Origin of the sequence: Wandonia haliotis, assembly GCF_039523435.1 — a bacterium.
Taxonomy (GTDB): domain Bacteria; phylum Bacteroidota; class Bacteroidia; order Flavobacteriales_D; family Crocinitomicaceae; genus Wandonia; species Wandonia haliotis.
The window spans coordinates 1-13,661 of record NZ_BAAAFH010000021.1; the positions used below are offsets into that span (position 1 = coordinate 1).

The 13,661-nt window shown below is 35.7% G+C and carries 16 protein-coding genes; 11 read left to right on the forward strand and 5 right to left on the reverse strand.

Features of this window, described 5'->3' with window-relative positions; genetic code table 11:
* Nucleotides 1-247 (reverse strand): hypothetical protein (locus tag ABDZ97_RS12480; RefSeq protein ID WP_343788150.1); only part of this gene is annotated, 247 nt, incomplete at its 3' end.
* 286 nt (nucleotides 248-533) lie between these two features.
* On the opposite strand from ABDZ97_RS12480, the gene ABDZ97_RS12485 reads away from it, so the two are divergent.
* The 11 genes from ABDZ97_RS12485 (at nucleotide 534) to ABDZ97_RS12535 (ending at nucleotide 10,980) form a co-directional block, all read left to right on the forward strand.
* On the forward strand, nucleotides 534-893 hold the full coding sequence (locus ABDZ97_RS12485) for a helix-turn-helix domain-containing protein (protein ID WP_343788153.1): 360 nt from the start codon (nucleotides 534-536) through the stop codon (nucleotides 891-893).
* Nucleotides 894-2,807 carry a T9SS type B sorting domain-containing protein gene (locus ABDZ97_RS12490; RefSeq protein ID WP_343788155.1) on the forward strand — a complete coding sequence of 638 codons (1,914 nt, stop codon included), beginning with the start codon at nucleotides 894-896 and terminating at the stop codon, nucleotides 2,805-2,807. It abuts the gene before it with no gap.
* A 61-nt stretch (nucleotides 2,808-2,868) separates the two neighbouring features.
* Complete coding sequence (locus ABDZ97_RS12495; protein ID WP_343788272.1) at nucleotides 2,869-3,252, forward strand: helix-turn-helix domain-containing protein; 384 nt, start codon at nucleotides 2,869-2,871, stop codon at nucleotides 3,250-3,252.
* 11 nt (nucleotides 3,253-3,263) lie between these two features.
* A complete protein-coding gene (locus tag ABDZ97_RS12500; protein ID WP_343788156.1) occupies nucleotides 3,264-5,156 on the forward strand; it encodes a T9SS type B sorting domain-containing protein in 1,893 nt (630 codons plus the stop codon).
* Between the two features lie 148 nt (nucleotides 5,157-5,304).
* On the forward strand, nucleotides 5,305-6,270 hold the full coding sequence (locus ABDZ97_RS12505) for a restriction endonuclease (RefSeq protein ID WP_343788158.1): 966 nt from the start codon (nucleotides 5,305-5,307) through the stop codon (nucleotides 6,268-6,270).
* A gap of 123 nt (nucleotides 6,271-6,393) precedes the next feature.
* Complete coding sequence (locus ABDZ97_RS12510) at nucleotides 6,394-7,149, forward strand: DUF2971 domain-containing protein (RefSeq protein WP_343788160.1); 756 nt, start codon at nucleotides 6,394-6,396, stop codon at nucleotides 7,147-7,149.
* Between the two features lie 119 nt (nucleotides 7,150-7,268).
* Nucleotides 7,269-8,333 carry a hypothetical protein gene (locus ABDZ97_RS12515; protein WP_343788162.1) on the forward strand — a complete coding sequence of 355 codons (1,065 nt, stop codon included), beginning with the start codon at nucleotides 7,269-7,271 and terminating at the stop codon, nucleotides 8,331-8,333.
* A gap of 134 nt (nucleotides 8,334-8,467) precedes the next feature.
* On the forward strand, nucleotides 8,468-9,031 hold the full coding sequence (locus ABDZ97_RS12520; protein ID WP_343788164.1) for a Crp/Fnr family transcriptional regulator: 564 nt from the start codon (nucleotides 8,468-8,470) through the stop codon (nucleotides 9,029-9,031).
* A gap of 72 nt (nucleotides 9,032-9,103) precedes the next feature.
* Nucleotides 9,104-9,433, forward strand: a complete 330-nt coding sequence (locus tag ABDZ97_RS12525) for a DMT family transporter (protein ID WP_343788166.1) — start codon at nucleotides 9,104-9,106, stop codon at nucleotides 9,431-9,433.
* 17 nt (nucleotides 9,434-9,450) lie between these two features.
* Nucleotides 9,451-9,912: a GNAT family N-acetyltransferase gene (locus ABDZ97_RS12530; RefSeq protein ID WP_343788168.1), complete on the forward strand. Its 462-nt coding sequence runs from the start codon at nucleotides 9,451-9,453 to the stop codon at nucleotides 9,910-9,912.
* Between the two features lie 12 nt (nucleotides 9,913-9,924).
* Nucleotides 9,925-10,980, forward strand: a complete 1,056-nt coding sequence (locus ABDZ97_RS12535; protein WP_343788170.1) for a GNAT family N-acetyltransferase — start codon at nucleotides 9,925-9,927, stop codon at nucleotides 10,978-10,980.
* Nucleotides 10,981-11,292: 312 nt separating this feature from the next.
* On the opposite strand, the gene ABDZ97_RS12540 is transcribed toward ABDZ97_RS12535, so the two are convergent.
* The 4 genes from ABDZ97_RS12540 to ABDZ97_RS12555 all read right to left on the reverse strand — a co-directional run bounded on the left by ABDZ97_RS12540 (nucleotide 11,293) and on the right by ABDZ97_RS12555 (nucleotide 13,658).
* Entirely contained in the window at nucleotides 11,293-11,445 is a 153-nt protein-coding gene (locus ABDZ97_RS12540) for a hypothetical protein (RefSeq protein ID WP_343788172.1), read from the reverse strand.
* Nucleotides 11,446-11,451: 6 nt separating this feature from the next.
* Nucleotides 11,452-11,925, reverse strand: a complete 474-nt coding sequence (locus ABDZ97_RS12545; RefSeq protein WP_343788174.1) for an ankyrin repeat domain-containing protein — start codon at nucleotides 11,923-11,925, stop codon at nucleotides 11,452-11,454.
* Between the two features lie 41 nt (nucleotides 11,926-11,966).
* Complete coding sequence (locus ABDZ97_RS12550; RefSeq protein WP_343788176.1) at nucleotides 11,967-12,431, reverse strand: ankyrin repeat domain-containing protein; 465 nt, start codon at nucleotides 12,429-12,431, stop codon at nucleotides 11,967-11,969.
* 213 nt (nucleotides 12,432-12,644) lie between these two features.
* Entirely contained in the window at nucleotides 12,645-13,658 is a 1,014-nt protein-coding gene (locus tag ABDZ97_RS12555; protein WP_343788179.1) for a hypothetical protein, read from the reverse strand.
* Between the last annotated feature and the right edge of the window lie 3 nt (nucleotides 13,659-13,661).

The window sequence follows — 13,661 nt, forward strand, 5'->3', positions numbered from 1 at the left end:
GGTTACCCTGTGCATCCATCATGGAGTTGTGTGTACTGGCTGCTTCCTGACCCTGATAGTAATAGTACTGTTCCCCCGGATCGTAGGTGTTGTTTGGATCGGTTGGGGTCGGGAGGGAATTCAATGCTGGAATTGAATGGTCATAATAACTACCCGGTAAAGTCCATAAAGGGTTTTGGGCAAGCCCCCAACCCGCTATTAAGCTGAGTGTTACAGCTGTTAAGAATTGTCTAAAAAAATGTTTCATATCTGTACATTTTAGGTTAATAAAAAGTTATTGACTTGTAGAAGTATCTTGTTTTAAGGTTGTGTTTAGTTCAAACGAATTTGCCTTCGTCCAACTATGTGACGTAAACAATCGTCTATTGGTTTGAAGATTTATGAATTTCGAATTTACTACAAAACTTAGCGCTTATATTTTCATATCATGCTATTTATTGACAGTAACGAATTTAAATAAATAAATTAATTTTAGATTAAAAATTGTTCTATATAGAACTTTTTGGTTAATTTTATTGAAAAAAATATAAATAATGTTATCAACAGGTGAAAGAATTAGACGTATAAGACGTTCGAAAAACATGACTCAGGAAAATGTAGCCAGTTCTTTGAACATATCGCAACGGGCATATAGTAAAATTGAGAATGATGAAGTCAGTTTGAAAGTGGAAAGGTTACAGGAAATAGCTGATATCCTGGAAACGGATATATCAGAGTTGTTACCAAATCAGGTTTCCCAAAGTTTTGAAAATGTATCGTACAGTCAAATCGGCAATGGTAAATTCATCCATCAAAGCAAGGGAAAGGAAAGCGAACTGTATGAAAAAATCATTGCCCGCCAACAGGAAGAAATAGATTACCTGAAAGGTATTATTGAAGTTCTAAAAAATTAGATGGATGTTGGATTAATGAAAATTATTCGGTTACATATCATATTGTTACTTCTTTTTTTTCCTTCTTTTTTGAAGAGTCAGACTATTTTTTATCAGGAAGTATTTAATGGAGGTGTTACAGGAGACGGGTTCACAACAACACTTAGTTCAGGGCAAGGTGATTTCAATTTGTCAATCAATCCGAATAGTACTATAAAAAAAGCCTTTCTGATTTCTGGACGCCATGGATTGGCCGATCCTATTGAAGTTTTGTTTGAAAACACTGTAATTGAATTTAATGAGGATAATATAATCAGTGAGCCATTTTTATCCCCCTTTTATGCAGCGGGAACTAATGGATTGGGGTATGTGCACGGTACTGATGTAACTAATGAAATTAGCCCTCTCGTCAACACCTATTCCATAACCATACCTCCTCAGAACTCAGCAAATGAAAGATACACAGATTTCTTTTTAATTGTGTTCTATGAGTATGCGTCCTTACCAGAAACAAATGGTAGTATTCTGATAAATAATAAAGATATTATGCAGAATATGTTTTTCCAAGCTAATGATTTAAACCCTATAAATAACATGAATGATGTAGGGATGTCAATTCATGGGGGATATATGTGTGATACTATAAATGAACCAACTTTGGTATTTGTAGAAGGACAATATCTGGGAAAGATTGGAGGAAATGATTATAATAGTAATACAGTCTGTGGTGGTGTAGTTGGTTCATTTTATTATGAGCAGAATACATTATATGGATTGGGGGATGACTTGCCTGATATAGAAGTTGCTGCAAGTGATGGATTGTCAAATATTATGACCATACCAACCATGAACTCGACTGATTTTAATGCACAATTTCAAGTTCAGGCTGATCCATCCCATTTTTCTACAAACCCTGTATGGTCGTTATTCCTCACCTACACCACGCCCTGCTCGTCCTTCCCAACTGCTCTAACCGTATCGGACACCACCATCTGCGAGGGGGAGCCGTTGCAATTAGGGGCTTCGGGTGGGATCAATTACGACTGGCTGCCGCAAACAGGATTGAGTTGTTACGATTGCCCAAATCCTGCGTTTACGGGGAATAGTTCCACGGTGTACACCGTCCGGATATGGAGTACGGACAGTTGTTCGAAAGTGCTTCCGGTACACGTCAAAGTCAACCCAAAACCGAAGTTTGAAAGTATTCAGATTACCCCTTCCGGATGCGGTAAAAGCACGGGAAGTATTGTCGCAATGATGGACACCGCGCAAGCACCTTACCAGTACACACTGGATAACCAGGCGCCGCAACCGGATAGCTTATTTACCGGGCTTGCATCGGGGAATTATGCATTGTCTGTTGAGAATGTGCACGGCTGTACCAACGATACTTTACTGACGATACAGGAAGAACTATCCGTTACGGCTTCGTTTACCGTCAATCCCGTCACGGGATCGGCTCCGCTGTGGGTACAGACCGAAAACACAAGCACCAACGCCACGGATTACCTGTGGGAATGGTCAGGCGGGACGACCACGGATGAACACCCCGGCTTTACGCTCGATACGGCAGGGAATTATACGCTTACACTGATTGCGTACGACGGTGCACCCCACTGTTCGGATACGTTCAGTTTACAGGTACTCGTGTACGATTCGTTGCAGGTCAGTATCCCCAATGTTTTTACCCCCAATCAGGACGGGCGCAACGATTTCTTCGGCATCACGACCAACGTTTCGGTAAGTGGACGGGTAGCATTGTTCAACCGTTGGGGGAACCCCCTACACGAACTGGAATTTACCACACAACCACAGGTTTTTGAACCCCTCTGGGATGGAACGGATACCTCGGAGGGCGTGTATTTTTATCAACTGGAACTGACCACGGATACGGAAACGTATGGTTATAGTGGGTTTGTGCAGTTGGTGCGTTAACGGCTATTTCCAACGACTTTTTATGGTTTTCCGTCTTCTGAATCAACATCCTAATACCTCTATGCATAAAATTGAGAACATAAAAAAGATGAGAGAATTGCGTAATTACAAGCAATCCTACATGGCAGAGCAGTTAGGCATGAGTCTAAGCGGGTACAGTAAAATCGAACGGGATGAAACAGACATTTCATTCAAACGATTGAAGCAAATTGCCGAGGTACTGGATACGGATTTCAGTAATATCCTGGACTTCGATGGTAATAAAGTATTTAACATTAGCCAGAACCAGCATGCTGAGGGGACACAAAACGCGTATGCGTTCGTACACAACTTACAGAACAACGAGAACATATCTAGTCTGGAAAGTTTCATTGAACATCTAAAAGAAGAAAACTTGTACTTAAGGCAATTGCTTGAAAAGCTCTCGGAAAAAGCCGACCATTAATAAGCATTTATATGAATCGCATCCTGACATATCTTACAATTTGGGTATTGGGTTTTACAAATACTCAGGCGCAAGAGGTGTTCTATCAGGATGTTATACAAGGAGGTGTTACAGGTGGTGGGTTTACAACATGTTTAGGATCTGGAAATGGGCAGATTGAAGTATTTATTGATCCAGGCAGTCAAATTAAACGTGCATATCTCTTTTGCCAAAGATTTGGGTATCCAAAACCAACATCTATTATTTTCAATCATGAGATTTTAGAATTTAATCATTTTAATCAAGTTACAGGTGGTTTTTGGTTACCTTCCACAGGCGAAAGCGGTGTTCACTCGATAGATGTAACTCAATGGGTTAGTCCCTCACAAAATATTTATGAAGTAGAAATTCCTCCACCAAATATGTCAGACCAATGTCTTGCGAATTGTGTGTACGGGGCTATTTATTTATGTGTTATCTATGAGAACAATTCACTTCCTGAAACTGCGGTAACCATAATGCTGAATAATCAGGATATGGTTAATAATGAAATCTATAATTTTACAGAGCTCAACCCAATTAATACAGCGTATCCGGTAGGACTTTCACTTCATACAGATAGATTGAATGACACTAGTCTTAATGACGGGTCATACGTATATTTTAATTCGAATCAGTTAGGTCTTATTGGTGGTGCTGATGTTTCTAATAGTAATTGGGGATGTGGTACTAAAGGACACTTTTATTATCAGAATAATCAGTTTTTCGGACTGGATGATGATGTGCCTAATAGTTCAATGTCAGGTAGTGATGCAATAGCTGATGTTTCATCATATTTGAATAATAATGTAACAAGTGGAGATTTACATTTTGTTTGGCAATCTCCAAATACGTTTTATAACATCTATATTGCATTTTTCCTCACCTACACCACGCCCTGCTCGTCCTTCCCAACTGCTCTAACCGTATCCGACACCACCATCTGCGAGGGGGAGCCGTTGCAATTAGGGGCTTCGGGTGGAATCAATTACGACTGGCTGCCGCAAACGGGATTGAGTTGTTACGATTGCCCAAATCCTGCGTTTACGGGGGATAGTTCCATGGTGTACACCGTCCGGATATGGAGTACGGACAGTTGTTCGAAAGTGCTTCCGGTACACGTCAAAGTCAACCCAAAACCGAAGTTTGAAAGTATTCAGATCACCCCTTCCGGATGCGGCAAAAGCACGGGAAGCATTGCCGCTGTGATGGACACCGCGCAAGCACCTTACCAGTACACACTGGATAACCAGGCGCCGCAACCGGATAGCGTATTTACCGGGCTTACATCGGGGAATTATGTATTGTCTGTTGAGAATGTGCACGGCTGTACCAACGATACTTTACTGACTGTACATGAAGAATTATCCGTTACGGCTTCCTTTATTGCCAATCCTGCAACGGGATCGGCTCCACTGTGGGTACAGACCGAAAACACAAGCACCAACGCCACGGATTACCTGTGGGAATGGTCAGGCGGGACGACCACGGATGAACACCCCGGCTTTACGCTCGATACGGCAGGGAATTATACGCTTACACTGATTGCGTACGACGGTGCGCCCCACTGTTCGGATACGTTCAGTTTACAGGTACTCGTGTACGATTCGTTGCAGATCCGTATCCCCAATGTTTTTACCCCCAATCAGGACGGGCGCAACGATTTCTTCGGCATCACGACCAACGTTTCGGTAAGCGGAAAGGTATTTTTATTCAACCGTTGGGGGAACCCCATGCGCGAACTGGAATTTACCACACAACCGCAGGTCTTTGAACCCCTCTGGGAAGGAACGGATGCCACCGAAGGCGTGTATTTTTATCAACTGGAACTGACCTCCGATACGGAAACGCATAGTTATAGTGGGTTTGTGCAGTTGGTAAGGTGATTCCAGAATTGTAGATACCCCAAAATTTGGGATAGTAAGTTTTGTTAATCTAAGATGACTTTCATAACTATTAATTGTATTTTTACTACAACCTTTAACACCAATACTTTTGATTTAACAACGAGTTAGCCACAAATTACCAGAAACAATGAAGAACAATGGAAAATCGTTGGAAAAAACTATCCGACTTATTCAAGAGACTTTAAAAGATTCTGAAAACACAAAGATTTTCAACAACTATAAAATCGAAAATGAAAGTGGACAGAAACGAGAAATTGATATTCTAATTGTTTCCTCAATCAATGACTTTGAAATTAAAATAGCTATTGAGTGTAAAGATTGTAATAAAAAAGTCCCGGTTAAAGAAATTGAAGCTTTCCAATCCAAATGCGATAGAATTAAAGAAATTAATAAGAAAGTTTTTGTTAGTACAAATGGGTATCAAGCAGACGCAATAAATACTGCAAAATATTACGGAATTGAATTATACACTGCAAATAAACTCAAACAAGAAGATCTTAAAGATTGGTTCCTAATAAAGCAAATAGAACTTAAAATTGAACCAGAATTTACTGCACCAATATTATATTTGGATACTACACAGAAAGTATTAGATATAATTTCAAAAGGTTTTAATGGAGTAGTTTATAGAGAAAAGGTAAATGAGCCTATTAAAATAGAATCACTTTTAATAGAAACAATTTATAATAATAAAAGTGATATTAAGAAGAGTGCCATTATTGAATGGATAAAATTAGAAGAAACAAAAAAAGACAAATCTTTCCCTATACAATTCGAACTCTACGTTAATGATCTTTATATAAAACCAACAGAAAATGAAAAAATCAAACTTTCTAGATTGGAATCAAGTGTATATGTGAAATTCGTTGAAAGAAATGCTACAATTTTAAGCGGGAGAATTGTCAAAGGTTCAAAGGAGAGCGACATTACTAAATCAATAACGGTAGATGTTGGAGGAAACTTAAAAAGCGATATTATAATAGACAAAAATGAAGAAATAACGTTGTTCGCAACAAATGAAAACGATGAATCACAAAAACTTAAAACCTTATTTACTTACAACCCGAAAACGAAAAAATTTAACGAAGAATAATCAATGGCTAACACCGCATATAATTTATTGCTAGTTCTAGCCTGGTTACGAAAATCCATGAGGATTTTCTATTCGGTTTTTATTTGCTAAATTAGGTGTTTAAAACACGCAACAAACCATTAAATGCCAAAAATCTATCATTATACCAAATTAAGTACAGCAATAGAATTTATATTGCCTTCAATGACTTTGCGAACCAATTTTTTGAATAAAATGAATGGCCCAAAAGAAAATCAGAAATGGGCATTTGGTGGAATAAATGTTCCTTATGAAACTCTGTATTCGGATTTGGACTACGAAACGGATTCGGACAAAGCTCATTTTGACAGTATGTCCAGATTTGGCGAGGAAATAAAGTCAAAAATCCAAGCGATCTGTTTTGTCTATTCGGAAAAATACAAAGGATACGAAAACGAAATGATGTGGGCTCAATATGCAGAAAATCATAAAGGAATTTGTCTTGAAATAGATACCGATTTATTTGTTGAGGAGAACAAACACATAGATATTTTTAAATTTCAAGACATAAATTACAGTCCGAAAAAAAATGAATGGGTTTATTGGAATAGAAATATGACTAAAGAAGAAAATATTGAACAACACATAAAACGTGATTATGAAGCTCTTTTCCTGTCAAAATCTCACTATTGGAGAAAGGAATACGAAAAACGTTTATTGATTATTTCAGATAATTATTGCCATTTGAACATTAAAAAATCATTGACTGGAATATATTACGGACTATTTACTGACCGAAATTATGATGTTGCAATTCAACAATTTATTGATGGTGAAAAGACTAAAACTTATAGAGTGTATTTTGAGGACAACGGACTTAAAAAAATGGAAAGAAAAAGTACTGTACACAAGATTGTATAAGCGTAATGCTAAATTTAAACTTATGATGAATTGTTAATAAACATATCGGAAACTGAAAGTGTTGACTTCGTAATCTCGCACTACGCTCATACTTCTTCGTTAGTATAAATAAGATATAAATGGATGGACTGGAAAATAAAATAGAGAGTGTTGTGAATTTCTTTGTGAAATTCATTCGCTCCATTACTTATCTTTTTTTTCCTAAACTGTTCATTAAAAGTATTGAGAATGATAATAATGCTATTACCCCACCTTTGACTTTTCTTAGCATATTCTCATTTGGGTTAATCAAGTTTTGGAAATATATTCTCTTAATGCTTATAATTGGATTCAAAGGATGCTCAATGCAAGTCAATAATATGGCACCTACCAGAACGACTGTTCCAGAATTTTCTTTTATTCAGTCTTTTGGAATACCATCTATTGAAGAGATACTGTTGCTATCTATACCTTTTGTTTTATTATCGGTCCTATTGTCGAAATTATTTAAAAAGCTAGCCTCAAGATTAAAACTGAAATATAAAATAGATTCAGAGGCGCTTTATATTTACACGTCTAGTATCGTCGTCTTAATTTTTTCTATCAGTTTTATACTTGATTTAGAATATTTTTCCATTATAATATTGATTCTAACTCCAGCTTATATTTTCTATATTTTGCTATTGTCTGCAAAGACGTCTTTGGAGGTGTCAAAGGTCAAATTTTACTTAGTCTGTGCTTCATTCGCAATACTTATTCCAGTAGCACAAATTGGAGGAATCTATTTGATAATGGAAAACTATTTTAAGATCGTTCCACATCAGGACGAAATTGAAAAATATGTATCACAAGACTTGTTTGAAACAAAATTAATTAGCCATAGAACAATTCAAACCGAATCTTTTTTGAAGATTCTGTTAAGGTCAAATGAAAAAAAGACAACTGAATACTACTTTGTTCCAAATATTAGTCACAACATATACGACAATGATTCTCTAATAATTGGTGAAGTAGTAAATATAATTTACGACTCTAAAGTAAAACCTGACCAATCCGTGATTTTAGATCTGAAATGTAAATTGAAGGATACTACAGTACAATTAGATGATAGTTATTTCTCTTTCAATGTCATAAACACTACTAATTTAAAGGAAAGAAAAATATTAACAAAAGTAACTTCTGCTAACAATGTATATAAAAAATAGCGGAGTAAGTGCTTAAACGAAACAAAATTAATAAATTAGAGGTCAGTTATAAACCGGAAAATTAGTGCTTAAAAATCCGCTACTTTTCATATACTAACCGTTAGTGGCAAGCTGAAAAAAACTGCTCAACAAAAATGAATATCGATCAAATTCTGGACAAAACACATCCAATTAACTCTTCATCCAAAATCAAATTATGTGAATGTTTTGAGGAAGTAATTCTTCCAAAGAATAAGCTAATAATACGTTCAGACAAGGTTGAAAAAAACATCTATTTTATAAAAAAGGGAATTGCACGTACTTTTTCAAATTTTGATGATAGCGAAGTTACCATTGCTTTTGGCGAAGAAGGCGACACCATTATTTCACTAAAAAGTTATATTCTTAATCAAAAAGGATATGAAAATATAGAATTATTAGAGGAATGCGAACTCTATAAAATAAGTGCTACGAAACTTCATTATTTATTCTCAACAGATATTGATATTGCAAATTGGGGCAGAAAATTTGCTGAACAAGAACTTATAAAAGCCGAACAACGATTTATATCAAATCAACTAGGAACAGCAACAGAACGCTATTTAGAACTCATAAAAAAGCACCCAACCTTATTACAAAGAGTTTCACTTGGACTGATTGCTTCCTATTTGGGAATTACACAAGTAAGTTTAAGTAGAATACGAGCAAATATTACATAAGTATCTTTTTTTATCATTTGATAATTTTTTCTTCAAACCTAATCAAGACCTTTGTCCAAAACATAGAAACTAATGAATTGGATAGTTTTGGTTATTGCAGGCTTGTTTGAAGTTGCCTTTGCATTTTGTTTGGGAAAGGCAAAAGGAACTTCGGGAAATGAAATGTATCTATGGTATTCTGGTTTTCTAGTCACACTCGTAATTAGTATGGGACTTTTAATTAAAGCTACTCAATCGTTACCAATAGGCACTGCCTATGCAATTTGGACAGGAATTGGAGCTGTAGGAACTGTTCTTGTTGGCATATTTGTTTTTAAAGAACCCGCAACATTTTTACGTATTCTATTTCTCACAACTTTAATTGCCTCAATCGTAGGATTAAAAGCGGTATCATCACATTAAATAATATTTCAGAAAAAATGAATGTAACTATAAGAAAAGCGATAGAATCAGATTCAGACGGCATTTGGAAGCTAATGAAAGAGTTAGCCATTTTTGAAAAATATATTGACACATTTGCCATTACGCCTGAAATCGTAATAGAAAGCGGATTTAAAAAAAATCCACCCGACTTTTATTGTCTGGTTGCAGAAAACAATCAAAAAATAGCAGGCATTTTGGTTTATTATTATTTACCATTTACAGCACAAAACAAACCTGCTATATTCATAAAAGAACTTTATGTTGACACAAATTACAGAGGACATAAAATTGGAGAAAAATTGATGTTAGCTCTCAAAGAAGAAGCGGTTATAAATAATTGTGGTCAAATAAAATGGACTGTCTCACCTTGGAACGAAGGAGGAATACGGTTTTACAATAAACTAGGAGCGAAGGAAAATAATGATTGGCTAAATTATGAATGGAATTTACACGACTAAAATAGAACTAAAATGCAACAAATAACAGTAAGAAAAATAACAACAGCCGACATTATTGAACTTCAAAACATTGCAAAACTGACTTTTACCGAAACATTTTCCTCAGAAAATAGCGAAACAAATATGAAAGAATATTTGGAAAACGGATTTTCCAAAGAGAAATTGACTACTGAACTGAACGACCAAAACGCTGAATTTTACTTTGCAGAAATTCACGGAAGAATAATCGGATACTTAAAAGTAAACGTTGGACAATCCCAAACCGAAATTAAGGACCAAAATGCACTTGAGATCGAACGGATTTATATCTTAAAAGAATATCACGGAAAAAAAGTCGGGCAAATTCTTTATGACAAAGCAATTGAATTGGCTAAAGATAAAAAAGTGGAATATGTTTGGTTGGGAGTTTGGGAACAAAACCCAAGAGCTATCCGATTTTATGAAAAAAATGGATTTAAAGCATTTGACAAACACGTTTTCAAACTTGGTGAAGATGAACAAATAGATATTATGATGAAAAAAAGAATTTCTACAGTTAATATTCAGCCAAAATTAGAAAATGAGAATATTTTACTTTCTCCATTACAAGAAAGTGATTTCGATGCTTTATATGCAGCAGCATCTGACCCAAAAATATGGGAACAACACCCTAATAAGGAAAGGTGGCAAAAAGAAATATTTAAAACTTTTTTTGTCGGTGCTATACAAAGTAAAGGGGCGTTTAAAATAATTGACAAAAGCAACCATTCTGTTATTGGTAGCACCCGATTTTATGCTCTTTCTGAGCAGGAAAACAGCATACAAATTGGATATACTTTTTATAAAACAGAATATTGGGGAATAGGAACTAACAAATTGGTAAAAACATTAATGCTTGATCATATCTTCAATTATGTTTCAAAAGTTTATTTCCATATAGGCGAGAATAATATTCGCTCCCAAAGAGCAATAATTAAATTAGGTGCTTCAAAGGTTGGAGAGCAAGAAGTGACCTATTTTGGTGAAAAACCTATGCAAAATTTTGTTTATGAACTCACTAATGAAAATTGGGAAAAACAGAAAGGTTAGCGCTAACATGGTTTTGCGTCAGGTGGGCTAACGCGCAAACTTGAAGTTTTGTGCTCCGCCCCCCCGAACGCAAAGCATCGGAACGTTATACTTCTAGTTTTATTGAAATTTCATATTTTTCAATCATTTTTATTTGTGCTACTTGCTCCAAATCCTCCATCAAAAAGTTAGAAGTTTCCCCTTTTTTATTTCCTCTCAAAGCCCCCACTAATTCAGGGATTGGAGCGAAAAAACTGTTTGTGCGTTTGGTTAGAACTCTATCATTTTTATTTCTTCGTTCATAATTTCTCTTTGCTATTACTGCTTAAAGTTCTATTTTACAGTATACTTTTCTATCAACTCTTCAATCTCTGTTCTTAACTGCTTATTCAGATCTTTAGGAATACTCTGTATTGTTATCTCTCCTTCGTTATCTATTGCGTAGGGATTTGCATGGTGTTTTAGCAAAAGCTCTATAAGTGCCATATCGGCTTAAAAAAAAGAAATGCCCAAAGGAGTTTTTGCAAAATAGGAACCAGCTGTATTAATTAATTTCTGATCTGCATACTTCAATAGTACGGTCATCATTCGGGTTGAACTATTTTTTGCTGCACGTAGTAAAGGCGTTTCCAACTCATCATTGATACCATTTAGACTCGCTCCATGTTCCAAAATTAATTGCAAAAGTTGAGGTTTCTCTAAATCGATTAAACTAAAAATAGGAGAGAACGAAACATCATCAGCATAATTCACATCTGCACCGTTTTCAATCAGGAGTTGCATCATTTCAACGTAAGTAGTTTCGTCTGCATCTTCTTCAATAGCATCAATCAGCAGTTGAAGTAAACTTTTTTTGCCGGATGGTAGTTCAATTAACAAGCTTGCGTCTCCACCATCATCAATCCAGTTTTGAATGGCTTCAAGATTTACACTATGAATGCTATTTAGTAATTCCTTGCTGTTCATTTTTTACAAGTTCATCATGATTTTTTTATTTTTTCGGCATTTTATAAGTCTACATTTTTTCGATTGGCAACCTGTAAGACGGTTACTCCCATTTTATTTGGAATAGTTACATCAGCTCCAAGATTCAGAAAAAAATCAATAAATGCTCTACCTTCTGTTTTGGCAACAGCTATAAATACAGGAGTGTTTCCAAATATACCATCTTGTTGGTTGATATTGGCACCATTTTTCACTAATAGTTTTACAATGTCCATGTTTTGCTGCTGAATGGCAAAGTGTAAAGGATACCACCCTCGATCATTTGGATAGTTAGGATCTGCACCGTTTTCCAATAAAATTTTCGCAATTTCTGCCGTATCGTTTCGAATAGCTGACAGCAACAAAGTATCTCCTGTATCCGTTCGTTGATTTAAATCATTGTCTTTTGCGGCTATGGCTAATTCTTCTGCCTGTTTTCTGCAAACAAGCCCGTGTAACTCTTCTATCATCTTGTTTTCGTTTTTCATTGTTTATTTCTTCCATTGGTTTAATAAAGTTGAGCCAAAAAGTCCAAATGTTCTTTTACATTTACTTTCTGAAGATGCTTTAAACTCGCTGAATATCCGTTTGAATGCTGTCAATTTCTTTCAGGTTTCCTGAAAATTCAAGTAGTTTATTGAGGTTGTTCATGGTGTTTATTTTAGTTCGCTTAATTCTGTTTTTGCAATTTTGTTGATTTACTATTTCTGTATCGTATTTAAAAGATCTTCTGCCAATCTTCTTTTCAAAAAGACTGTATCATAAGCCATTTTAAATGGAGAAATCAATTCGTTTCCTATCTGTACGTTTGATGACGTCAGAGTACTTTCCTTTATCCATTTACCATTCAGTTCCTTGTTTACTACCTCACCGATATAAGCCCCTAATTCATGAATGTACCTTTCTCTTAAATATGTCTTGTCCAATCTTTCAATCGAGTAGTTTTTATTGAATTTGAGGGCATTGTCCAGACGTTTTAACGATTCGATATTATCTTCCCCTAACACAGATTCATGATTTACCCGAAATGTTTCTGCAGCATCCCAAAAATCCATAGAAACTTCATTGTTTACAGCACTTGTATAGTCTATTTGCATGAGTGTTTCAAAAGGGTATTCTTCCAATGCATACCAATCGGACCATTTTTTGTCCGTTTCTGAGAAATCCTGCGTTAACCAGGCCAGTCTTGTTTCTATTTCCAAGTACTTCATAAAATCGCTTTCCTGTAATCTTCTCGCTTGTTGAATACATTGTTTCGCAAGTGTAGCATTTTTGTTGTGAATGGCGATTTCTGCACGGAGTACATATGCATCATTGAAAAAATAAGTCTGGCAGTTCCAGTTTTCGGGTTGCTCCTGAGTGAAAAGATCTTTTTCGGCTAAATCCAGCAGTTCAGTAGCTTTCTGGATTCGATCCTGTTTCACTAGAATTTCTGCCAGCAAAACGGCTGTTCGAATTATTTCTTCTTTGTAGATACTCGGGTATTTTTCCTTAGAAAGGATTGTACTCTTCTCTGAAAAGTAGGTTTTAATTGCTTCCTCAAGAATGTTTATTCCTATTTCTTTTTCTTCTACAGATGGTTTATCCAAAAATACAAATGCTTTTGTTTTGATGAAATGGATTTTATTTGTTCGCTTTTTCTTTAACCTTTCCCAAAATAATTCTTGAGACAAATCATCCCAGGCATCATTGGTAAAGATTTCTTCTGTTTTCATATT

Coding starts and splice junctions, on each gene's coding strand:
- ABDZ97_RS12485 (WP_343788153.1), top strand. CDS start 534: ATGTTATCAACAGGTGAAAGAATTAGACGTATAAGACGTTCGAAAAAC.
- ABDZ97_RS12490 (WP_343788155.1), top strand. CDS start 894: ATGGATGTTGGATTAATGAAAATTATTCGGTTACATATCATATTGTTA.
- ABDZ97_RS12495 (WP_343788272.1), top strand. CDS start 2,869: ATGCATAAAATTGAGAACATAAAAAAGATGAGAGAATTGCGTAATTAC.
- ABDZ97_RS12500 (WP_343788156.1), top strand. CDS start 3,264: ATGAATCGCATCCTGACATATCTTACAATTTGGGTATTGGGTTTTACA.
- ABDZ97_RS12505 (WP_343788158.1), top strand. CDS start 5,305: ATGAAGAACAATGGAAAATCGTTGGAAAAAACTATCCGACTTATTCAA.
- ABDZ97_RS12510 (WP_343788160.1), top strand. CDS start 6,394: ATGCCAAAAATCTATCATTATACCAAATTAAGTACAGCAATAGAATTT.
- ABDZ97_RS12515 (WP_343788162.1), top strand. CDS start 7,269: ATGGATGGACTGGAAAATAAAATAGAGAGTGTTGTGAATTTCTTTGTG.
- ABDZ97_RS12520 (WP_343788164.1), top strand. CDS start 8,468: ATGAATATCGATCAAATTCTGGACAAAACACATCCAATTAACTCTTCA.
- ABDZ97_RS12525 (WP_343788166.1), top strand. CDS start 9,104: ATGAATTGGATAGTTTTGGTTATTGCAGGCTTGTTTGAAGTTGCCTTT.
- ABDZ97_RS12530 (WP_343788168.1), top strand. CDS start 9,451: ATGAATGTAACTATAAGAAAAGCGATAGAATCAGATTCAGACGGCATT.
- ABDZ97_RS12535 (WP_343788170.1), top strand. CDS start 9,925: ATGCAACAAATAACAGTAAGAAAAATAACAACAGCCGACATTATTGAA.
- ABDZ97_RS12540 (WP_343788172.1), bottom strand. CDS start 11,445: ATGGCACTTATAGAGCTTTTGCTAAAACACCATGCAAATCCCTACGCA.
- ABDZ97_RS12545 (WP_343788174.1), bottom strand. CDS start 11,925: ATGAACAGCAAGGAATTACTAAATAGCATTCATAGTGTAAATCTTGAA.
- ABDZ97_RS12550 (WP_343788176.1), bottom strand. CDS start 12,431: ATGAAAAACGAAAACAAGATGATAGAAGAGTTACACGGGCTTGTTTGC.
- ABDZ97_RS12555 (WP_343788179.1), bottom strand. CDS start 13,658: ATGAAAACAGAAGAAATCTTTACCAATGATGCCTGGGATGATTTGTCT.